The organism is Caballeronia sordidicola (assembly GCF_002220365.1).
GTDB classification, from domain to species: Bacteria; Pseudomonadota; Gammaproteobacteria; order Burkholderiales; family Burkholderiaceae; genus Caballeronia; species Caballeronia sordidicola_C.
In genome coordinates this window covers 220,277-243,160 of record NZ_MTHB01000109.1, presented here as the reverse complement: position 1 = coordinate 243,160, position 22,884 = coordinate 220,277, and the positions used below count along the sequence as shown (strand labels likewise).

The 22,884-nt window shown below is 58.8% G+C and carries 17 protein-coding genes; 13 read left to right on the top strand and 4 right to left on the bottom strand.

What is annotated here, in order from left to right; genetic code table 11:
* Nucleotides 1-563, top strand: a 563-nt coding sequence (locus tag BSU04_RS46445) for a hypothetical protein (RefSeq protein ID WP_179258345.1), incomplete at its 5' end; no start/stop codon positions are given.
* 132 nt (nt 564-695) lie between these two features.
* Here the strand turns inward: BSU04_RS46445 and BSU04_RS17125 are convergent.
* On the bottom strand, nt 696-1,580 hold the full coding sequence (locus BSU04_RS17125; RefSeq protein WP_089161706.1) for a LysR family transcriptional regulator: 885 nt from the start codon (nt 1,578-1,580) through the stop codon (nt 696-698).
* A gap of 105 nt (nt 1,581-1,685) precedes the next feature.
* Between BSU04_RS17125 and BSU04_RS17120 the strand changes: the two genes are divergently transcribed.
* From BSU04_RS17120 to BSU04_RS17110, 3 genes are all read left to right on the top strand, one after another.
* Nucleotides 1,686-3,335 (top strand): MFS transporter, encoded by a 1,650-nt coding sequence (locus tag BSU04_RS17120; protein WP_089161705.1) that lies wholly within the window; start codon nt 1,686-1,688, stop codon nt 3,333-3,335.
* Nucleotides 3,336-3,595: 260 nt separating this feature from the next.
* Nucleotides 3,596-4,963: an amidase gene (locus BSU04_RS17115; RefSeq protein ID WP_256982895.1), complete on the top strand. Its 1,368-nt coding sequence runs from the start codon at nt 3,596-3,598 to the stop codon at nt 4,961-4,963.
* A gap of 198 nt (nt 4,964-5,161) precedes the next feature.
* Nucleotides 5,162-6,622 (top strand): mechanosensitive ion channel family protein, encoded by a 1,461-nt coding sequence (locus BSU04_RS17110; RefSeq protein WP_089161704.1) that lies wholly within the window; start codon nt 5,162-5,164, stop codon nt 6,620-6,622.
* A 46-nt stretch (nt 6,623-6,668) separates the two neighbouring features.
* On the opposite strand, the gene BSU04_RS17105 is transcribed toward BSU04_RS17110, so the two are convergent.
* Nucleotides 6,669-8,078, bottom strand: coding sequence for an LLM class flavin-dependent oxidoreductase (locus tag BSU04_RS17105; protein ID WP_089161703.1), 1,410 nt, complete (start codon nt 8,076-8,078; stop codon nt 6,669-6,671).
* Between the two features lie 255 nt (nt 8,079-8,333).
* Between BSU04_RS17105 and BSU04_RS17100 the strand changes: the two genes are divergently transcribed.
* The 5 genes from BSU04_RS17100 (at nt 8,334) to BSU04_RS17080 (ending at nt 14,868) form a co-directional block, all read left to right on the top strand.
* Nucleotides 8,334-9,782, top strand: coding sequence for an MFS transporter (locus BSU04_RS17100; protein ID WP_089161702.1), 1,449 nt, complete (start codon nt 8,334-8,336; stop codon nt 9,780-9,782).
* Between the two features lie 17 nt (nt 9,783-9,799).
* Nucleotides 9,800-11,263 carry a sugar ABC transporter ATP-binding protein gene (locus BSU04_RS17095; protein WP_089161725.1) on the top strand — a complete coding sequence of 488 codons (1,464 nt, stop codon included), beginning with the start codon at nt 9,800-9,802 and terminating at the stop codon, nt 11,261-11,263.
* A gap of 3 nt (nt 11,264-11,266) precedes the next feature.
* Nucleotides 11,267-12,307, top strand: coding sequence for an ABC transporter permease (locus tag BSU04_RS17090; protein WP_089161701.1), 1,041 nt, complete (start codon nt 11,267-11,269; stop codon nt 12,305-12,307).
* Between the two features lie 140 nt (nt 12,308-12,447).
* Nucleotides 12,448-13,707 (top strand): SfnB family sulfur acquisition oxidoreductase, encoded by a 1,260-nt coding sequence (locus tag BSU04_RS17085; RefSeq protein WP_089161700.1) that lies wholly within the window; start codon nt 12,448-12,450, stop codon nt 13,705-13,707.
* Between the two features lie 117 nt (nt 13,708-13,824).
* Nucleotides 13,825-14,868 (top strand): substrate-binding domain-containing protein, encoded by a 1,044-nt coding sequence (locus BSU04_RS17080; RefSeq protein WP_089161699.1) that lies wholly within the window; start codon nt 13,825-13,827, stop codon nt 14,866-14,868.
* A gap of 54 nt (nt 14,869-14,922) precedes the next feature.
* Here the strand turns inward: BSU04_RS17080 and BSU04_RS17075 are convergent, their stop codons facing one another.
* A complete protein-coding gene (locus tag BSU04_RS17075; protein WP_373452839.1) occupies nt 14,923-15,882 on the bottom strand; it encodes a sugar ABC transporter substrate-binding protein in 960 nt (319 codons plus the stop codon).
* Between the two features lie 462 nt (nt 15,883-16,344).
* Entirely contained in the window at nt 16,345-16,614 is a 270-nt protein-coding gene (locus BSU04_RS17070) for a GlsB/YeaQ/YmgE family stress response membrane protein (RefSeq protein ID WP_089161697.1), read from the bottom strand.
* A gap of 994 nt (nt 16,615-17,608) precedes the next feature.
* Here BSU04_RS17070 and BSU04_RS17065 point away from each other — a divergent pair.
* From BSU04_RS17065 to BSU04_RS17050, 4 genes are all read left to right on the top strand, one after another.
* Nucleotides 17,609-19,219 (top strand): GMC family oxidoreductase, encoded by a 1,611-nt coding sequence (locus tag BSU04_RS17065; protein ID WP_089161696.1) that lies wholly within the window; start codon nt 17,609-17,611, stop codon nt 19,217-19,219.
* A gap of 131 nt (nt 19,220-19,350) precedes the next feature.
* Nucleotides 19,351-20,874, top strand: coding sequence for a sugar ABC transporter ATP-binding protein (locus tag BSU04_RS17060; RefSeq protein ID WP_089161695.1), 1,524 nt, complete (start codon nt 19,351-19,353; stop codon nt 20,872-20,874).
* Nucleotides 20,874-21,887 carry an ABC transporter permease subunit gene (locus tag BSU04_RS17055; protein ID WP_089161724.1) on the top strand — a complete coding sequence of 338 codons (1,014 nt, stop codon included), beginning with the start codon at nt 20,874-20,876 and terminating at the stop codon, nt 21,885-21,887. The genes BSU04_RS17060 and BSU04_RS17055 overlap by 1 nt, the downstream gene beginning before the upstream one ends.
* 47 nt (nt 21,888-21,934) lie before the next feature.
* Nucleotides 21,935-22,867, top strand: coding sequence for an ABC transporter substrate-binding protein (locus BSU04_RS17050; RefSeq protein WP_089161694.1), 933 nt, complete (start codon nt 21,935-21,937; stop codon nt 22,865-22,867).
* Nucleotides 22,868-22,884: the final 17 nt, after the last annotated feature.

Here is a 22,884-nt window from a genome sequence, read left to right as displayed (position 1 = left end):
GCGGTCATGGCAGCAACGGTGGTCACGGCGGCGATAGCGGCCACGGCGGCGATGGCGGCCACGGCGGCGACAGCGGCCACGGCAACGACGGTGGCCACGGCAGCGACAGCGGTCACGGCAGCGACGGTGGTCACGGCAATGACGGCGGTCACGGCAGCAACGGTGGTCACAGCGGCGATAGTGGCCACGGCGGCGACAGCGGCCACGGCAACGACGGTGGCCACGGCAGCGACAGCGGTCACGGCAGCGACGGTGGTCACGGCAATGACGGCGGTCACGGCAGCAACGGTGGTCACAGCGGCGATAGTGGCCACGGTGGCGATAGCGGCCACGGTGGCGACAGTGGCCATGGAGCTGGCTCATCGGGCCACGGTTCTAACGGTGGCGAAGGCAGTGGTTCATCCGGCGGCGGAAACAACGGCGGCCAGGGCAAAGGCTCGTCTGGCCAAGGCTCTAATGGCGGCGCGAACGCTGGTGGCAAGGGCGGCGGTTCATCCGGCAAAGGATCGAGCGGTAGCAGTGGTGGCCATGGTGGCGGCAACGGTAATGGTGGCAGTCACTAACGTAACGATGCAGGACCAAAACGGGAAGGACACGGCATCGACAGCTGTGTCTTTCCCACACCATCCCAAAATGCGGCTCCAGCGATCATTGCTTCAAATATGCGATCTGGTTCAACCGATGGTCGGCGGCTATCAACCGTCGGCCATCAACTGTTTCGTATAACTGATAAAAGCGCGTGCAGCAGGCGCACGTTCATGCCGGCGAAATGCCATGGCGACTTCCGATACGATCGGTTTTCCAGTAATCGCCTTATAAACCACGCCTGGTAACGAAACGCAGTCGCTGAGCGTGCGTGGCACTACCGCGACATTTCCCCCTAGCGAAACGCAAGCGAGTACCGCGGCCAGCGGTCCGGGCTTCTGTCCCAGCTGCGGTTGAAAACGCCCCCTTCGCCCGACTTCAAACGTCCCAAAGTCCTGCTCAGGCAACGCAAAAACACAGTCACGCAATTGGGCGGGAGAAACACTCGCCAAATCCGCCAGCAGCGAGTCTTCAGGAATGGCCAGAATGAAATGATCGCGATACAGCGTGATCGCCTGGATCCCCTCTGGATAATGCATGGGCGGCCTGACATACGCGACGTCGATAAGACCTTCAGCAAGCATTGCCGGCACGCGGTCCATCGCGAGTTCGCTAAGGACCACGTCTACGCGGGGATTGTCACGACGAAATCCCCGGACAGTGCTTTGAAGCACACCCGCAAATGCCGCCGACGCAACGTATCCCACCTCGATCCGGCCTAGCTCTCCACGCTCGGCTAGCGCAGCGAGTTCCTGCCCGCGCGACAAGTGGGCAAGGGCGCCCAGCGCTTCAGGCAAATAAGCCTCTCCTGCCGCAGTCAGTGCAACGCTCCGTTTGGTCCGATGAAACAGACGTACGTTCAATAGCCGCTCGGTCTCCTGAATCTGCCTGGTGAGCGAGGGCGGTGCAATGTCCAGCTCCTCAGCCGCGCGGGCAAAATGGAGGTTCTTGGCAACGCAAACAAAGCATCGGATATGACGAAGTTCGAGTTTCACTGTATTAACATTTTCGTGAATAATTCTGTGATCTTACGTTAGTGACCGTTAATACCGTTGCAGATAGGATGACCTCCATCAATTTCATCTCGACGGATGGTATCCATGTTTCGAAGAAGTACAGCGATCGCCCATGAGCGCTCGTCCCAGCAGCGGCCTCCAGTTGGTCCTTTTCCTGCGGACAACGAACATTCGCGGGACACGGATTTCAACCCGGTGTTGAGCACGCGGGCAGCGCGATTCGTTTTGGGCACCGCCTCGGCAACCTGCGGGCTGATCGTTCTCGATACCAACGTGGTCGCCGTCTCCCTGCCCTCGATCGCGCGATCATTCCACGTGGGGTTTGCTGACGTCGAATGGGTCGTGAGTGCTTACATGGTCGCCTTTGCATCGTGCTTGCTGGCCGCTGGCGGCATAGCCGATCGCTTCGGCCGAAAAAAACTGATGATGATCGGCCTGGGTGTGTTCTGCCTGGCATCGCTTGGATGCGGGCTTGCACCCACGGCGCTTTTCCTGAATCTCGCTCGGGCGGTAAAAGGCGTGGGCGCGTCGATGTTGCTGACCGCCGCGCTCGCCGTCATAGCCAATACCTTCCAGGAAGGACCTTCGCGAGCGCGTGCCTGGGCCGTATGGGGCATGTGCATGGGGCTGGCGACCACGGTCGCACCGTTAGTCGGCGGCGTGATAACGCAGTGGCTCGGGTGGCGGTGGATCTTCCTCCTGAACCTTCCTGTCTGTTCGGTGCTCGCCTGGTGCGTGCACCGCTCTATTCGCGAGTCGCGTAACAGCCAAGCGAGGGCAATCGATGTAATGGGAAGCCTGTTGTTCGGTGCCTCTTTGGCGCTTGGCATCTGGGCGTTGATCGGAACACAAACAGACGGTTGGCAAAGCCTGCCCACAACCGCCAGGTTTGCAGGATGTACAGCATTACTTATCGTATTTCTTAAACTGGAAAAGAACCGCACTCATGCGATGATCGACTTGCAGCTGTTTCGTCAGGCGCGGTTTGTTGCTGCTGTGCTTAGCATGTTCGGTTATGCAGCCTGTGCTCAGGTCATGATGACGTTCCTGCCACTGTATCTGCAGAACGCATTCGGATGGCCGGCGGTCAGCGCGGGACTCGGTATGCTTCCGTTTGCCACCGCAATGATCGCGGGTCCGTACATAGGAGCATGGCTTGCGGGCCGGTTTTCCAGCGTCGCGCTGCTGACGCTCGGGCTTGGCCTGATCGGCACGGGAAATATATTGACCGCGTCGGTATCCATGGACCAAAGATACTGGCTGGTTGCACTCGGCATGATCGTTACGGGTTGTGGCGCCGGCATACTGAACGGGGATACGCAGAAGGCAATCATGGCGTGTGTTCCGCCCAATCGAACCGGTATGGCTTCCGGCATCAGCACGACCACGCGTTTTACCGCGATCGTCACGTCAGTAGGGGTGCTTGGCGCCGTGCTTGCATCGCGGACTCAAACAGCACTCGACTTAGCGTTGGCCAATGCTCCCGCAGTAAGGAATTCGCTTGATGCCGACTTCATGTCCAGACTGCTGGCGGGCGACGCGGTTCACGCGACCGAGCATTTAGCGCCGGCCGCAAAGCTGTTCCTGGCAACTGCGGCCCCGGCAAGTTTCGCAAGCGGTTTCGCCTCTGCGCTGTGCGTTGCGGGTGTGCTCGCTCTGGTCATTGCTGTGATCGTATGGGGTTTGGCTGGCCGACGCATGCGTTCTGCGACGCAACCGCTCAGACAGCAGTGAAGGTGGATCCCTCATGCTCAGCACCCGGAGGCTGATTTGGCTTCCGGGCGAAAATCCTTAAGGTCGGGCAAACTCCCGGCCTGGCCATTCGTGCTTCAGGGCAGTCCAGCTAGAGATAGTTGGGCAAATACGCGCCCCCTTTGCCATTATTATCTCGGGCGAGTGGCTGGCATACTAAGGCGTTAGCGCGCTTAGGCCACGGATTACATGGAAGACACGGATTACATGGAATACATGGAATACACACCGGGATCATTCACATGATGACTGAACCAGCATACGCGCTTACCCTGCGCGACATTCGCCGAGCCGTCGAGAGCGGCGTTCTGACAATCCAGCAAAGCATTGAATCCGCCGATAAGGCCGCCCGACAAGCCCAACCGTGGTTGCACGCATTCAGCTATCTGCCGGACGCGCCGGTGGTCAATCAAGCGGACATAGGGTTGCCGCTCGCGGGTGTTCCCATCGCCATAAAAGATCTCATCGACACCGCGGGCATGCCGACCGAGTACAACTCACCGGCCTACGCGGGCCGCTCGCCCAAGACTGATGCGGTACTGGTGGCGCGCTTGCGGCAAGCAGGTGGAACCATCGTAGGAAAGACGGTTACTACAGAGTTCGCCTGGCGCCATCCGGGTCCGACGGTCAATCCATGGAATGAAAAGCATACGCCTGGCGGCTCGTCCAGCGGTTCTGCCGCGGCTGTGTCGGCGGGGATTGTTCCTCTTGCATTCGGGACACAGACCTTCGGTTCCGTCATTCGTCCCGCAGCGTACTGCGGTGTCGTGGGGTTTAAACCGACCTATGGGAGCATTGCCCGAACCGGTGTGTTGCCGCTGGCGCCATCGCTGGATCACATCGGCATGTTCACCGCAAACGTCGCGGATGCGGCGTATGCCTTTCTAATCGTATCGGGTTTCGATGATCAGGACTTTCACTCTTCCCACGTAAGCGGCAAGAACAAAAGCCAGGGTAACGACGGCAGCGCGGTCATCCGTATCGGCATGCTGCGCAGGCAAGTCGGCACCGCGGTGGAACCGGCCCAGGACAGTGCGTTGGCCTGGCTGGCTGCACAACTGAAAGCCGATGGAGCGGAAGTCGTCGTGGTCGATTTGCCAGCCGAACTGGAGGACATGGGGGCGCTGGTATCTGCAATATTAGCGGTAGAAGCGTCGGTGGTGCACGGTGCGCTTCTGGACCGTTCGCCCGGCCTGATCAGTTCAGTCATGACGTCGTTGATTATCGAGGGTCGCGGCGTATCGGGCGTCGACTATGCGCGCGCGAGGGCTGCGCAGGTGCGGCTGGCCCATCGCTTTGACCACTGGCTGCAGCAAGAGATGCGTCTTGATGCGCTTCTTGTCGCGCCGGCGACAGGGGAAGCGCCAGTCGGACTCGACTATACCGGCGACGCTTCGTTATGCGCTCCGTGGACATTCCTTGGTGTTCCCGCCATCACCCTACCGATCGCCCTCGGGCCCGCTGGTCTGCCGCTCGGCGCTCAACTGATCGGCGCGGCACAGCACGACGAGCGTTTGCTCGCGGTTGCAGAGTGGGTAGAAGCGCGAGCGCGCTGGCAGGCTGTGAAGCTGCAGGCAAAAACCAGTCCGGACGGTCCGCGCAACGCCTGACGGTTTAAAGTGCGGGCGCTTGCCCAAATTCGGGCGTTTGCATCGCGCATGCTGCGAGTTCCGGACGCACGACAGGTTCTACGGCTAAGACCAGGAAACCGTAGAATGCGAAGGCAATTCAGACAAAGCGATACGTGACTCTACGCACCCGTTCGTTGCGCGGCAACACGCAAAGTCCTCTATGTCGGGAGCAGTCTTGTGAAAGATCCCCTGGTTCTTGGCTTCGTGCTGATCGTGGTGGACGTCGTGCTCTGGCGCGCAGCGTTTCCACGTAACGACACCATCCGCTTGCTGCTCAGACTGGTGATTTTCGCGCTGCTGAGCGCGCTGTTGTTCGGATCGGCCCTGAGTCCCTTCACACCCGCGCCGTGGCCCGAGTCCCCGGGCCGTCATCTTGCGGCCCAGATCCTCGAGGTTTCGTGGTGGCTCATTGGCGCGCGTCTTCTGACACTATCGCTGGACGCAGCGTTCCGATCGCGCCATTGGCACAGGGAACGCCTGTTCCAGGACGTACTGGGTGCGCTGGTTTTTCTTGCCGCCGTCGTTGCCTCGCTTGCATTCGTGCTGGGGCTGCCGGTGACAGGGCTGGTCGCCACCTCCGGTGCGCTGGCAATCGTGCTGGGTCTCGCCATACAAAGCACGCTTAGCGATGTGTTCGCCGGGATCGTGCTGAATACGACCGAGCCGTATCACATTGGGGACTGGGTCTCGGTCGATGGCGTGGACGGTAAAGTGTTGGAAATGAACTGGCGTGCAACGCACCTGCTCACGTCTCAAGGCAATGTTGTCATCGTTCCCAATAGCGTGGCGGCCAAGGCGAAAATCACCAACAGTAGCCGTCCCGTTGCACTTCACGGGGTGTCCATTGCGCTGCAGATTTCACCGGAAGAACGCCCGGCTACTGTCCTTGGCGCGTTGGAGCGCGCGGTAGCGGGAAGCAATAGGGTGCTGCAAACGCCGGCACCGTATGCGCTTATCAAGAAAACCTCGATCAACTCGATCGAATACGAAGTCACGGTTTATATCGATGACATGGGCAAGTCTGTGGTCGTGACGAACCAGCTTTATGACCTGTGCCATCGTCATCTCGCCGCTGCGGGCATCGAGCTCTGGCCACTGAGCGTTCCACGACCGCCACGCCACGACGCCTCCGACAGCCGGCAACGGCTCCTGTCACACGTCGATCTCTTCCGTGCGTTGAAGGGTGAGGAAATTGAAGCGCTGTCCAAGAGACTGTCGCGCCACGAATATGAACCTGACCAGGTAGTCGTCAAGTCAGACGAGGTGACGGATTACCTGATGATCGTCGAGTCAGGTGTCCTGTCGGTGATGGTGACGGGACCGTCGGGTCCCGTCGAATCCGCGCGCCTGGGACCTGGAGACTCGATCGGTGAAGCGGGCGTCCTGGCGGGGTTGCCGGTTCAGGCGCAAGTCACGGCTTTGACGCGGGCGCTAATCTATCGGCTGGATAAGGCGGACCTGACGCCCTTGTTAAAGAGCCGGCCGGAAATAGGTCAGCAGATGTGTCACCTGCTTTCGCAACAGCAAGACTCCCTGCGCAAGCTGAACACCGAGATACCCGTCCCGGTGGGCACCGATCGCACGCTGCTGGAGTGGCTGCGCGACGGCATGCACAAGCTGCATGAGCTGACCAGTTAATCGGTTGACGAAGCGAGTGGCTTAGTGAGCCGTGCAGTTGAGGTTGTTATTCCTGCAAGGTAACCAATGAACCGGCCGCTTCGTCGCGCTTGAACGCCTCGATGTCCCTATACCTGGCACCTGGGTGCCCGGCCGGCAACAAACGTCCCTTGCCGAACAGCTTTTCGCGCAGCGTGCCCGGCGTATATTCCTTGCGATACACGCCGCGCTGTTGCAACTCCGGCACCAGGTAATTGACGATATCCTCGAAGGTCTCGTGAGCGACCGCATAGGCGAGATTGAAGCCGTCGACACCAGTCTCTTCCACCCAGGTTTGCAGAATATCGGCAACGGTTGCCGCGGAACCCACGAAGACCGGTCCCATGCCGCCGATACCACCCCATGCCGCGAGTTCGTCGATGGTCCAGGACTTCGCACCGCCCGCCAGATGTTCGATGGCAGAGACGATTGCGTTGGTTTCCACTTTCTTGACCAAATCGGTTGGCGCGTACTGACCGAAGTCGACGCCCGTCCAACCCGACATAAATACGAGCGAGCCGTCGTATGAGGCGTAGCGGCGATACTCCTCGAACTTGGCTTGCGCCTTCGCATCCGTCTCATCCACGATGACCGTGACGAGGTTGTAGATCAGCAGTCCGCCCGGATCACGTCCCGCAAGCGCAGCCTGTTCGCGGACGTCAGCAACATACGCTTTTAACACTTCCTTCGTCGGAGCGGCCACGAACACGCACTCGGCGTGTTGGGCGGCGAACGCCTTGCCTGCACCCGACGCGCCGGCCTGATAGAGCACGGGCGTGCGTTGAGGCGAGGGCTCGCAAAGATGATAGCCGGGCACGTCGAAGTATTTGCCGTGGTGACCTATCTCATGGACCTTCTCGGGATGCGTGAAGACGCGATTGTGACGATCACGGACCACGGCATCTTCTTCCCAGCTCCCCTCGAAAAGCTTGTACAGCACTTCAATATATTCCGCCGCCACTTCATAGCGGTTCGCGTGCTTGCGCAAGCCTCCTTCGCTGATATTCTTGGCGCCGCTTTCCAGATACGACGTCACGATATTCCATCCCACGCGGCCTTTAGTGTGATGGTCTGCTGTTGAAAGGCGACGAGCGAAAGTGTACGGATGCTCGAAAGTCGTCGACGCCGTAATGCCGATACCCAGATGCTCGGTCACCATTGCGATAGGCGCCGCAAGCTGCAGGGGATCGTTGACGGGGATCTGCGCGGCTTGGTGGATCGCGTGGTAATTGCTGCCTTTATAGACGTCGTAATAACCGATCACATCGGCGATGAAGATGCCGTCGAAGAAACCCTTCTCGAGAATCTTTGCAAGATCCGTCCAGTACTCGAGGTCCTTGTATTGCGATGACCGGTCGCGTGGATGAGACCATAGGCCGGGAGACTGATGGCCGACGGAGTTCATCTCGAACGCATTGAAATGGATGGTTTTGCTCATGGCAGCCGGCTTCTCGATTTTCACTTTAACAACCGGACAATCTAGTCGCCAAATTGACCGCGCGCTCTAACGATTTCAGCTTTGCATATGCGCGGGGCTGTGAAAGGCGGCACTACCATCCATCACAGTCGGGCGGGCATCCAGGCTTGCCATCACACGGTTCATATCGAAAGAAAAACTCCTTCTTTGCGCGATGCGGCCGCTATCCGTATAAAGCTTCTTTGCCGCGCAACCCGCTAGCCAAGGAGCTGCATCTTGAGCACCGTCGATATTGAAACTTCCCTGCCTGCGTCATTGCCGATCGGATCGGCCAGCGACGTATCGCGCCTGATCAACACGAGCCGCTCGAAGAACAATCACGCGCGCGTGATTGTCTTGCTCGCGCTAGGCGGTGTGTTTCTTGACGCTTACGATCTCACGACGCTTTCATACGGCATTCAGGACGTCACGCGTGACTTCAACCTGACGCCTGCGATAACCGGCTTTGTCAGTTCATCCATCATGATCGGCACCATTCTCGGCAGTCTCGCCGGTGGATGGCTTACCGACAAGATCGGTCGCTATCAGGTCTTCATGGCCGACATGCTGTTCTTCGTGGTCGCGGCCATTGCAGCGGGGCTCGCGCCGAATGTCTGGGTTCTGATCGCGGCGAGATTCGTGATGGGGCTCGGTGTAGGGATCGACCTGCCCGTGGCGATGGCATTTCTCTCGGAGTTTTCAAAATTCAACGGACGCGGCAACAAGGCATCCCGTCTCGCAGCGTGGTGCCCGATGTGGTACGCGGCGTCATCGGTGTGTTTCCTGATTGTGTTCGCGCTGTATTTCTTCTTGCCGGCTCAGCACGCCGACTGGCTCTGGCGCGCGTCGCTGATCTTCGGGGCGGTACCGGCGCTGATCATCATCATGGTCCGCAGCAAGTTCATGAACGAGTCGCCACTGTGGGCCGCGAACCAGGGCAATCTGAAAGAGGCGGTGCGAATCTTGCGCGAGTCCTATGGCATTCACGCGCATGCGGTGGACGATACGAAAGAGAAGAGAGCGCCGAAGCAGCCGCCGGTCAAATTTCGCGTGCTATTCCAGCGTCCCTATCTGCCGCGCACGCTTGTTGCCAGCGTGATGAATCTCTGCATCCCGTTCGAATACACGGCGATCGCTTTCTTCCTGCCGTCCATCCTGTCGCAATTCCTGGGTGCCGGCGTGTTTGAAACGATCGCGGCATCGCTTGGGCTTAATGTGCTGTTCGCGTTGACAGGTGGTTTGCTCGGCATGCGGCTCGCGTACAAATTGCCTTCGCGTCATGTCGCAATTGCGGGCTTCGCGTTGCAATTCGTATCGCTGATTGCGCTCGCGTTGATCGGACATCCGCAGGCGGCGCTCGGTATAGGCCTTGCCGTGCTGATGCTGGGTACGTGGTTGTTTGCTGAAGGTTTCGGTCCGGGCGCGCAGATGATGATCTATCCGGCCTTGTCTTACCCTACGTCCATTCGCGGCACCGGCGTGGGCTTCGGCCGCTCGCTTGCTGGCATTGGCAGTGCACTCGCTTTGTTCGTCTTGCCAATCCTCAAGGCCCGGTTCGGCACGGACATGTTCTGGATCGTTGCGTTGGCCGCCGTGATCCCGATCGTGTTCCTGGTGCTGATCCGCTACGAGCCGACCGAGCACGATGTTGACGACGAAGACGCGGCCACGCCGGCGACAACGTGACGGCTGACCTGCCTGTGATGGTCGCGAGGTCGGTGTCGAAACGCTTCGGCCCGACTGTCGCGCTCGATCGATTCGATCTCTCTGTTGCTGCGGGCGAGGTCGTGGCGCTAATGGGCGCTAACGGGGCGGGGAAGTCCACGATCGTCAAGATACTGAGCGGTGTTTATCCCGGCGATGGCGGTTCGCTCGAACTGCACGGCAAGCCGTACGCGCCGGCCTCACCGCAGGAAGCGAAGGCGCTGGGCGTAGCGACAATGCATCAGTCGATTGCCGATACGGTCGTGCCCACCCTGTCGATCGCGGACAACCTCCTGCTCGATCGTTTCAACAATGCGGCCACGCCATGGTTTATCACGCCCGCGGCGCGGCTTGAGGCGGCACGCTCCATTGCTGCTTTGGTTGGCCTGGACATCGACCTGCGGGCGCCACTGTTCACGCTGCCGCTTGCGACGAGGCAGCTCGTCACGCTGGCCCGGGCGCTGGCAGTCAAGCCAGCAGTTCTGATACTCGATGAACCGACGGCAAGTCTCTCGGCCGTCGAAGCCGAGCGTCTCTTTACTGCACTCGATAGGCTGCGCGAGCGCGGTGTGGCCATGCTGCTGGTCTCGCATCGGCTGGGTGATCTCAAGCGAATGGCCGACAGGGTGGTCATTGTCCGTGATGGCCGGCTGGTAGCCAATCTGAAAACGCCGATCGATTTCGACGATGCCACTGAAACAATGATTGGCCGCGCGTTGCCGAGAACCCGTGAACGAAAAACGGTGCGTTCGACGGCGGATCAGGGACTTCAGGTCCGAGGCCTGAAATTGTTCCCGGGTGCGGATAGCCCCGCGCTCGACTTCGACGCTGCTCGCGGCGAGATCGTCGCGTTTGCGGGGCCGTTGGGAGGCGGCAAGTCGAGGCTAGCCCGGACGCTGTTTGGTATCGAACGCGTTGTCGCCGGGACAATGACACTCGATGGCCAGCCGTGGCAGCCGCGCTCTGCCGCCGAGGCAATTCGCCGTGGCGTCTTCCTTGTCGGCGAGGACCGCTGGAGCTCGTCGCTCTTTCCGGACAGCGTGCCGTTTGCGTCGATTGAAGGCACGCTGAGTTTTCCGTTCCTGTCGACCTGGTTCAGGAATGGGTGGATCAATAGATCGCGTGAACGTCGCGAGGCTGCGTCTGCCATCGAGCGCTTCTCCATTCGATGCAATGGTCCAGCGGATCGCGTGATCAACCTCTCCGGCGGCAATCAGCAAAAGGTCGTCCTCGCGCGCTCGCACGCAGAGCCCGCACGCGTGCTGTTGCTTGACGAGCCATTTCAAGGTGTCGACGCCGGCGCTCGCGCGGACATTGCCGATGTGTTGCGAGCGAACGCGGCGGGACGGGTGACGCTGGTGTTCGTCAGCGCCATTGAGGAGGCGTTCGAAGTCGCGGACCGCGTGCTGCACTTCGATCGTTCGATCGTTGAATCAAACATTGAAAATCTTGCCGGAGCCTGACGTATGAAATTTGGCGCTTCTACCGAAGCAAGCCCCGTCGTTCGAACGGAGTTCAGACATACCAGCATCAGGACGAAGCTGGAACGCAGCGGCATCGTGTTGCTGCTGGTCGCAATGGGCGCGGTATTTACATGGCGTGAGCCGGCATTCTTGAGTGTGGACAATCTGTTCAGCATCTTGCAGGCTGCGTCGATTGTCGCGCTTCTGGCCGTGGGCGTCAGCATTACGCTAGCAGTGGGCGGTTTCGATTTATCGGTCGGCAGCACAGCCGCAACGGCGCAGATGGCCGCGAGCTATGTGCTGGTTGTGTGGCATGGCAACGCGCTTGCCGCTGTCGCGGCGTGTCTTGCGTTAGGCGTCGGTGCGGGACTTTTCAATGGCTTGCTGATCACGCGCCTTCGCGTCCCGGACCAGCTCGCGACGCTCGGAACCTTGTTCCTTCTCGCGGGCCTGCAACTGATTCCAACAGGCGGGCGGTCGCTCGCGACCGGCAGCATCCTGCCGGACGGCACGGAGGCCACCGGAGCGTTTCCGGCGGCCTTCCTGGCGTTGGGCCGGGCCCGCTGGCTGGATGTCGTGCCGGTGCCGGTCATCGTGCTAGCGGTGGTGACGCTGGTTGCGGTGCTCGTCATGGAGTTCACACGATGGGGTCGAGTGCTGTATGCGACCGGCGGCAACGAGACGGCCGCGCGGCTCGCAGGTGCGCCGACAGCGCGTTATCGTGTCGCGGCGTATGTTGCATCGGGCGTAATCGCTTCGCTCGGCGGCGCGTTGATAGCCGCACGCGTCGGACGTGGCGACGTTGGCGCCGGCAACTCACTGCTTCTGGACGCCGTTGCCGCCGCGCTTATCGGCTATGCGGTGTGGGGTGCGAAGCGTCCCAACGTGTTGGGCTCGGCTGTCGGCGCCGTGTTTGTCGGCGTGTTGCTCAACGGACTGACCATGCTCAACGCGCCTTATTACATGCAGGATTTTATCAAGGGTGCATTGCTTGTTGGCGCGCTCGCCTTCACGTTCAGCATTGGCAGGCAAGCAGAGCGGTGAATTTAATTTGGCACAGCTTCTAAGAAGCAATCGAGCTAAGCGTAGAAGCGTTCGGTTGATGTCCTTAGCGTTATCGTTCGGTTTGAACCCGGTCACGGCGCTGCTAGATTGATGTCGATCCGACACATAAAAGGGTAAGCATGTCAGCCATTCCGCAAAACACAGCGACGCGTCCTGGATCAACCCATTCAGACGGATCGTCAGAGAAAGCACTTGCGCATATTATCCGTGACGACGCCGAAGCCATTGCGAGCGCCCACGAGGTGGCCGCTCGCTTGGCCGTGCATGCGAGCGAGCGCGATCGCGAGCGACGCTTGCCCCGCGAGGAAATCGACTGGTTTTCGCAAGCCGGCTTATGGGCGATCACCGTGCCCAAGGAGTACGGCGGCGCGGGCGTGTCATACGTGACACTGACCGAGGTCATCAAGATTATCGCCGCAGCCGATCCGTCGCTGGCGCAGTTGCCCCAGAACCACCTGGGTCTCGTCGACGTCATCGCGCTCACCGGAACCCACGAGCAGAAGCAGTTCTTCTTCGGCGAGATATTGCGGGGCAAGCGTTTCGGCAACGGCTTCTCGGAGAAGGGCACAAAGCACGTCCTTGACCTGAAGACACGCGTCACGGCTGAGGATGGCGAGTATGTCGTCCACGGTACTAAGTTCTATTCGACCGGTGCGCTGTTCGCGCACTATGTACCTATCCTGGGTCTCGACGACGAACGCCGTGGCTGGCTTGCCTACATTCCAGCGGGTACGGCGGGTTTGCAGGTTATCGATGACTGGTCGGGATTCGGCCAACGCACCACTGCAAGCGGCACGGTTATCGCGGATCAGGTGCGGGTCGCGGCATCCCACGTATTTCCGGCGTTTCGCGTATCGGACCAGCCGACGCTCAACGGTCCGATTTCCCAGGTCATCCAGGCAGCAATCGATGCGGGTATTGGGCGGGCCGCAGTGGATGACACGCTCAAATTCGTACGTGAGCGCTCGCGCCCTTGGATCGATAGCGGCGTGGAGCGCGCAAGCGACGATCCGCTCGTGATCCGTGAGGTGGGTCATCTTCACATTCAGTTGCATGCAGCGGAGGCATTGCTCGAACGCGCCGCGCGTACGCTGGATGCCATTGCAACGCAGGGACATGCGCCAAGCGAAGATGATATCGCCCGCGCATCGGTGGCGGTCGGCGAAGCAAAGGTATTGACCACCGAGATCGCATTGCTCGCCAGTGAAAAGCTGTTCGAACTGGCGGGTACGCAGTCGACGCTTGCTGCGCACAACCTCGACCGCCACTGGCGCAATGCGCGCACGCATACGCTGCACGACCCAGTGCGCTGGAAGTATCACCTCGTGGGCAACTATTACTTGAATGGCATCAAGCCAGCGCGCCATCCGTGGAACTAGAACCAGGCCGTCGATAAACAGCGATGTTACGCATCGTCTGCCAAGTCGTACGGCTGCACGCTTTCAGTCTGACGTTGTCCCCATGCTTTCACCCCACGGAAACGGAAACCATCCTTCATGCTTAAACCTATCGGCCGTTTGTTAGCCGCCGCATTGCTTGCCGGCAGCATCTCCGCTTATGCAGCAGACGGCTTACCCAATGCTCCCGCGCCTTTCAATAAAGGCGGCGTCAGGATCGCGTTGGTCAACTATCTTTCGACCGGCGACTTCTTCCAGGCCTATGAGGCGGGTGCGCAAAAGCAGGCCAAGGCGCTTGGCATCGACTTGCGTATTTACGAGGGTCGCCAGGATGCCGCTCAGCAACGTGACCAGATCCAGCAGGCGATCAATCTGGGCGTTTCCGCGATCATCGTGAATCATGGTTTGCCGGAGTCCTTGAAGGACGTGGTGCAAGTGGCGCTCGATAAAGGCATCAAGGTGGTCGCGTTTGACGTTGACCTCGGCAATCCGAAAGTTCCGCAGATCGAGCAGAGCGACCACGATCTCGCGACATTGTTGCTCGATGAGGCAGTGAAAGATAACGGCGATGCGTTTGCCGCCGCGTATGTCTATGTGCCGGGTTTTGCTCCACTTGACCGGCGCGACGCGGTCTGGAAGGCGTTCAAGACAGCGCATCCGAAGGTCAGGGAGGAGGCGCGGTTCGGCACGGTGGATAATCCGGTTGCGCAGTCCGTGGCCAATCAGGCTGCGGCGGCTTATCGGGCGCATCCCGATGTGCGTGTGGTGTTCGCACCCTATGACGAGTTCGCTCGCGGCGCAAAGCTGGCTGCGGACGAGGCGGGTATTGCTTCGAAGGTCCGGATTTATAGCGCCGATATATCGACGGCTGATATAGAGGCGATCCGGGCGCCCGGGAGTCCGTGGGTTGCCACTGCCGCGACTAATCCGGCCGTAGTGGGAGCGGTGTCGGTGCGAGCCGCTGCGCTGCTGGTGGCGGGCCAGGATCCAGGGCACAGGATCGAAATAAAACCTGCGTTGATCACGCGCGACGACCTGGTCAAGGATGATATCCGCACGATTGCGGATCTTGAGTCCCGGTTTGTGGACTTCAGGCGGGCAGATGTGGCCAAGGCGGCCTGGATCCCCGAGGTTCGCGATTAAAGGATAGTTGATTCGCTATCCTTATGATACCCGGAACGACCTGTGAGCGCTCGCTCACTTGGCATTGGCCTGGCCGAGCGTCTTCTGCGCCTCCGCAGCGTTGTCCTTGCTGACAAGAATCGACGGCACATAGGTGGCAGGAGGTAAGGTGCGATCGCCTGCCAGATAGCGCGCTACGTTATCGACTGCCGTCTTGCCGATCAAATAAGGCTGTTGGGCTACCACAGCGGCAGCGCAGGATCGAGGATTCTTGACGAGCGCGACGAAGTCGGGACTGCCGTCTACCGCATAGGTCCTGATCTCCAGGCGATGCGCTGCATCAACAGCCTGCGTCGCGCCGATCTGCGGTATATCCCACCCTGCCCATATAGCCTGCACAGTGCCGATCGGATACTGGCTCAGTAACACGCTCACCTGCGAGTACGCGTCTTCCACGGTGTCGGGGATCACATCGACCAACTCCGGTTCAATGATCCTGATCTTCGGATACCACTTCAGCACCTCGCGCAGCTGGTCATAGCGCATCGCCATGACCGGCACGCCGTAGAAGCCGTTGAAGACGAGAATATTGCCTTCGCCATGCAGGTCGCTGACGAGCTTCAATGCAAGCTGCTCGCCGATATAGAAATTATCAGAGGTGGTTACGTTGATGCTCGAGGGGCTGGTGGTATCGACGGTAAATAGGGGGATGCCCGCTTCGCGGATTTTCTTGAGCCAGGGCTCGAGCACAGCCGCGGTACCAAGCTGCTCAATGATGGCGTCGGGTTTTTCCGCGATCAGCGCCTGAAGCTGGGCAATCTGCTGGCTATCCTTGCGGCCGCCGTCCAGCGCGATGGGTGTGCCGCCCAGTCGCTTCACTTCATCGATTTGTCCCTTATAGGCCTTCAAGTCCCAGTAGTGTTCGGTTCCTGCGACGGAGATGCCAATCCGCTTGCCCTTAAGCGACGGCACATCGGCCGCCGCCGGGGTACAGAACGCGGCGCTGGTCAGCAGTGCGGCCAGTATGGCGAGCACTTGTCTCCTGAACGCTTCATGCGTTTTCAGGGAAGAACGAAGCCGCTCTGTATTTTCGTCCTTATACATGTCAAATGAAATTCTGCGCAATGAATGAAGGGTGTAAAACCCAGCGTGGACCTTTCAATCCGATCATTGTTTTTTTCCTGGGCGTGCCAGCCTTGCGGAGCTTTGATGCTTCGCAGGGAATACATGTTGAGAATGACAGAAGGTTCGGTTCCGAACCATTGGTGTTGGCGCTGAGAAGCTTGCTGAAAACAGACTGGCCATCCGGGACGGGAGCTGGTTTTCAATCAGCTTATAACCTGACTAATCAGGATACCTTACAGGTCTGGAAGTTTTAAACTTGGGGAAGCCAAGAAAAATCCCGCGCAGGCGGCTCGCCTGCACGGGATTTTGGTCAAACGAACTGCCGTTGTTGTCACCCGGCGTAATAAACCTGCCGGCTTGGTGTGTCCGCGGCTAAACGGTTCGTCCTCGGCTAAAGAGTCGCAGGATCGCCAGCAGGATCACGGCGCCAATCAACGCAGTGATCAGCGACCCTATGATGCCGCCGCCCAGGTGCAGGCCGAGCACGCCTCCCAGCCACCCGCCAATGAACGCGCCGACAATGCCGACAATGATGTCTACAAACATTCCGAAACCGCCTCCATCAACGATTCGGCCAGCGAGCGCACCGGCAATTCCGCCAATGATCAGCCAGAAGATGATTCCGTGCGAAACAGGTTCCATAGCGTTCTCCGTCAGGTTAAATGCGCGTAGCAGGCTACCGGCATGGTGATGACAATATTTACGGGAGGCATCCCCGGTTAGGTGATGTCCATATTCCCCCTGAATCAATGGGCCTCTCGGCTGGAGCAAGCAGCGTGCCCGGAAGGGCCAATGCGGCAAGAACGACCGATTCACCAAGCTTGCACTGAACGCCGCCGGCCGTCATCCGGCTATACCCGAATTCGAACGGTGCCTCTAATGGCTTGAGATCCATTTCCGCAATCGGAATGTCAAATGTTCGATTTTTTGCCATGAAGAGCCCATAAAGAACGTCTATTTGTAAATCAGTATGTGCATAAAACAATAATTCCTCGTAGACACAAAGCGGCCCGATGAATCAGATCGATCTGGCCAGCCGAACTGAATGTCGCTGCGACGCGTTCGGCATCGGGCAACCGGCGCAGAGGCACGGACCGATCGATGGTTTGACGAGCTGCAACCCACGGCTCCTTCTCGAGCAAGCAGGAATATGGGGCCGATGGCGCATGCATGCCGCTGCGCCGTGCTATAAAAATAAGGCATCCTACATATTTATAGAAAATAGACCATTCGCGTTGTTCGCGCAGGTGCATAGATACCGTTAGATCGCATATGTTTTACCCTTGCCTAGACCTGGGTTTCGCTAAGCGGGCACCGCCTTCAGCAATTAAGTGCAGCGTTTCGTCGACAATTATTTACAAAAGTGCACCCCTTGATCTCATATATAAGGATGCCTACAGATAGGTTGACCGAGATTTATCCTGACCGGTAGATTTGTAACTCGATCAGGCAAACCAAAGCGGGCCTGTTGCAAGGGCCGAATACGAAGGTAGAGAGGACCCTGTATCAGTAACTCAGGCAATGCGTGCTTGACCGCAGCCATGCGGTTGCGCACGCGGATCGCCATCCCACCCATATCCCGTACCAGTTTGTTTGAATGTATCGAACCAGACTATTTATATAGAGTCCTAACTAAGTGAACTACGATTATATTATCGTTGGTGGTGGCTCTTCAGGCTGCGTCACTGCAACACGGCTGGTAAGGGAGTTGGGTGCGCGAGTCCTGTTGCTCGAGGCGGGAGGTAGGAAAACAAGTGCGATTATGAGTATGCCCGCGGGGTACATGAAATATTTGAGCCGGGACACTTATCTCACTTTGCACCAAATGGAGCCGCAAAGGCAGATTGATAATCGCGAGATCACCGTTGCGCAAGCAAGAGTGTTGGGCGGAGGGTCCAGTGTCAACGCGATGGTTTATATGCGCGGCCAACCCGCCGACTATGACCGGTGGGTGTCCAGCTACGGTGTAGAGGGATGGGGGTATGCAGATATCCTCCCTCATTTCAAAGCAATGGAGGGCAACGATCATCTGAATGACGCGGCGCATGGGATTGATGGTCCACTGCAGGTTTCATCGCCCTATCATCTTGCTCCCATGACCAATGCTTTCGTCAGTGCTCTGCAGGGAATGGGGGAGGTTTTTAATCCGGACTTCAATAGCGGTCGCCAGCGCGGCGTTGGCTTCATGCAGAGTACGATTGGCTCGAACAGACGGCGATGCAGCGCAGTCGACGCCTACTTGAAACAAGTTTTGGCGGACGTGCGTCTCACCTTGCTGACAGGCGCTACGGTATCTCGCGTATGTATCGAAAACGGCCGGGCGGTCGGGGTGGAATATACATACAAGGGGGAAAGCAGAACTGCCTTCGCAGACGCCGGGGTTATCCTCACCGCGGGAACCTACATCACGCCAAAGCTCCTGATGCTGTCAGGCATAGGCGAGGCGGATACCCTGGCGGCGCATGGCATCAAAACCGTCGCGGACCTTCCCGGCGTCGGGCGAAATCTTCAGGACCATTGCGAAGTGCCGGTCGTCGCAGCCAGTAATGGGCGCCACGGTTATTTTGGCCAGGATCGCGGCTGGAACATGATCCGCAATGGCTTCCAGTATCTGATGTTCAAGTCCGGCCCGGTTTCAACAATTGGTGTGGAAGCATGTGTCTTCACCAATCCCGATTCCGCGACAGATGACGCATCCCTGCAAATTTACTGCGTTCCGACCGTGTATCTCGACCGGGACGTCACCGCCATCAAACCCTGTGACGGCGTGACGTTGACCGTATGCCTGCTGCGACCCCGCTCCCGTGGAACCGTCCGTCTCGCGTCAGCAGATCCATCAGCACCGCCGTTGATTGACGGCGGCTTTCTGCGTGATCCCGAAGACGTCAGGTTGATGGTCGCAGGTCTGCGCTACGCGCGTGAAATTCTTGAATACTCGCCCATGCGCGAAAAAATTGCCCGCGAGATTCTTCCCGGGCCCACGGCGACCCTGGATTCATCACTCCACGACCACTGCAAGCAAACGGTCAAGACCAACTATCACCCCGTGGGAACGGCACGCATGGGTCACGAGAACGATCCGCTGGCCGTAGTCGACTCAAAGTTGCGCGTACGCGGTGTAGAGGGTTTGCGGGTCTTCGACTGCTCGGTGATGCCTGCCATCGTCAGTGGCAACACCAATGCCCCCGCTATGGCGATTGCACATCGCGCCTCTCAGTGGCTGATCAATACGAAGGATTGCAAATGAATTTGTCTAAAGACTCCCCCCTCGCGTGCATGCCCGGTCTGATGCACGTTCAGGATTCCGAGAGGTCAACAGGCGTCACCGATGTCGATCCTCGCTGCAGATCCGGCGACACGCAGACACGAAGCGGTCGGATGGTTCTCGAGATGTCGAATATATCGAAGACCTTCGGTTCGGTAAAAACGTTGAAAGACGTCGAACTCACTGTCTACGCCGGGGAAGTTCACGCAGTCATGGGCGAGAACGGCGCGGGCAAGTCGACCTTGATGAAGATCCTGGCAGGCGCGTACACGGCCGATCCCGGTGGCGAGATACGCATTGACGGTCAACTGGTGTCTATCGACGGGCCCCTATCCGCGAGAAAACATGGCATATCCATCATCTACCAGGAGTTGGCGCTCGCACCCAACCTGACGGTAGCGGCGAACATCTACCTTGGACGTGAAGCATCGCATGGCGGTGTCGTTCTGAAGAAGTGCATGGCGGATCAATGCAGGGACGTGTTGGCGCGGATTGGCGCCGACTTCTATCCCGATACCACGGTTGCTGAGCTCTCTCTTGCGCAACGCCAACTGGTCGAGATCGGCCGAGCCCTACACGCGCGCTCGAAGATAATCATCATGGATGAGCCCACGACCACGCTGTCATCGCGGGAGGCCGACCGGTTGTTCGACCTGATGAGGCAACTGCGCGACGACGGAGTTGCGATCATCTACATCTCGCATCGCATGGCAGAAGTGTACGAACTTGCCGACCACGTTTCCGTGCTGCGTGATGGTCAGTACGTCGGCACGCTCGCGCGCAAGGATGCGACACCCGCAGCGATTGTGCGGATGATGGTTGGGCGTGACCTGTCGTCCCTTTACAAGAAAGAACACAAGCCGGCCCGCGACCCTGTGCCCGCGCTCGAAGTACGCCATATAAGCGACGGTATCCGGGTGCGCGGTTGCTCTTTTGCGCTTCATCGCGGCGAAGTGCTCGGACTTGCGGGACTGATGGGCGCGGGAAGAACCGAACTCGCTTATTTGATCTGCGGCGCACGCACGAGATCGTCGGGGGAGATGCTCGTAGCAGGACGCAGGGTCGATTTCAGGACGCCGCGGCAGTCGCAGGATGCAGGCATTGCCTACCTCACCGAAGATCGAAAGGGTCTTGGCCTGTTTCTCGACATGACGGTTTCCGAGAACATCAATCTCGGGATCTGCGGCCGTGACGCATACGGCGGATGGATCCTCAACCGGAAGAGGGCGCGGCAGCGTGCGGCCCAAGCCATCGATTCCTTGCTCATACGTGTCAAGAGCGCGCGGACCCCAGTTGGAACGCTCTCGGGTGGCAACCAGCAGAAAGTGCTGCTGTCACGCCTTCTGGAGACCCGACCAAAGATCCTGATTCTGGACGAGCCCACGCGCGGCGTCGACATCGGCGCCAAGTCGGAGATCTATCGGATCGTGGACGACCTTGCCAAAGCGGGAGTCGCAGTCCTCGTCATTTCATCCGAGCTGACTGAGGTAATCGGAATGGCAGACCGCGTAATCGTGATGCGCGAGGGCGAGATTGCGGGGTCGCTCGGGCGCGGCAACCGCGCGATCACCGAGGAAAACATCATTGCGCTCGCAACAGGCGCGGGATGCATGCCACAACAGGGGAGGTCGAACTGATGAACCGTGCAATCGAAAGTAACGGCGTCATAAAAGCAGCGTGTGCGAGGTTGAGTCTGCGTGGGTTTGGAATGCTGCCTATTCTGGTCATTCTCGGCGTGCTCATGCAGGTCGTGACACTCTACGTGACGGGAGAAGGCAGCTTTCTCACGAGCCAGAATATGGGGATTGTCGCGCAGCAGGCGGCGATCAATGTCGTTCTCGCAGCAGGAATGACATTTGTCATTATCACAGGCGGCATTGATCTTTCCGTAGGGTCCATCCTCTCCGCCGCCGCGATGGTCGCGCTCATCGTTTCTCTGCATGCGGGACCCATGGCCATTCCCGCTGCGCTTGCAGCGGGCCTGGTTCTTGGTCTTTGCAACGGCGCGCTCATTGCATTCTTCGGCCTTCCCCCCTTTATTGTGACGCTCGGGTCGCTGACGGCCGTACGCGGTATCGCGCGGCTCGTCGGCGGTGACGCAACAGTCTTCAACGCAGAGCTGCCCTTCGCGTTTTTGGGCAACGGTTCCCTGACCATCATACCGGGCGTTTTTTCCGTCCCCTATCTTGCGATCATCGCGCTCGCGGTTGTTCTCGTGAGCTGGTTCATCCTGAAGCGAACGGTGCTTGGCATTCATATTTACGCGGTGGGCGGCAATGCTGATGCGGCGAGGCTCTCCGGGATCCGGCCGTGGGCCGTGCTGCTTTTCGTCTATGCCGTTTCGGGTCTGCTCGCCGGTCTGGGCGGCGCAATGTCCGCCGCTCGTCTCTATGCCGCAAACGGGTTGCAGCTAGGTCAATCCTACGAACTGGATGCGATCACCGCGGTCATTCTTGGCGGAACAAGTTTTGTTGGCGGCGTCGGTTCGATCTGGGGCACGCTTGTGGGGGCGCTGATCATTGCAGTCCTTTCGAACGGCCTGATCCTGATCGGCGTGTCCGACATCTGGCAATACATCATCAAAGGGCTGGTGATCATCGGTGCCGTGACATTGGACCGCTACCGTCTGAGGGAAAACGCGCGTACCTGATCCGCGGCATCAATTTTGCCAAAATCACGCAATAGAGGAAACGTATGATGCTTAAGCAAAAGTCACTGGTTGTTCTTGCTCTGGCGCTGTTTACAAGTGTCGCAGGAGCGCGCGATCTGAAATCGATTGGTGTCACGCTTGGATCGCTTGGTAATCCTTATTTTGTTGCGCTGACTCAAGGCGTAGAGAAGGAAGCAAAATCCATCAACCCTACCGTCAAGGTTATAGCGGTTTCAGCGGATTACGATTTCGCGAAACAGGTGAATCAGATCGACAACTTTATCGCGGCCGGCACGGATCTCATTCTGATCAATGCTGTCGACCCTCAGGTCATTGGCGCGGCGGTCAAGAAAGCGCAGGCGGCCGGTGTCATTGTGATTGCGGTGGATGCCCGCGCCGATCAGGTCGATGCAACAGTCCAGACCGACAACGTCCAGGCGGGGGAAATCGCTTGCGCATATATTGCCGACAAACTCCATGAAAAAGGCAACGTAATCATTCAGAACGGCCCACAACTTTCCGGTGTGACGGATCGTGTGAACGGTTGCAAATCGGTGTTCGCCAAGCATCCCGACATCAAGATCCTATCGGACGACCAGAACGGCAAGGCATCCCGTGAAGGCGGGTTGGCGGTCATGCAAGGCCTTTTAACGCGCTTCAGCAAGATCGACGCGATGTTTGCCATCAACGATCCACAGGCCGTTGGATCGGACCTTGCGATCAAGCAGTTCGGCCGTCGCGGCCTGTTTATCACATCGGTCGATGGATCGCCTGAAGTCGATGCCGCGCTCAGGAGCGGCAATTCGTCTATCGAAGCTTCCGCTAGTCAGAATCCATTTGCTATCGGGCAGCAAGCCGTCAAAGTCGGCTATGACATCATGAACGGAAAAAGGCCGAAGAGCAGCGTCCAGCTCGTGCCTTCAACGCTCGTGACGAAGGCAAATGTCTCCAGTTACAAGGGATGGACGATTCAACCCTGATGTTCGAGCGCGTATCG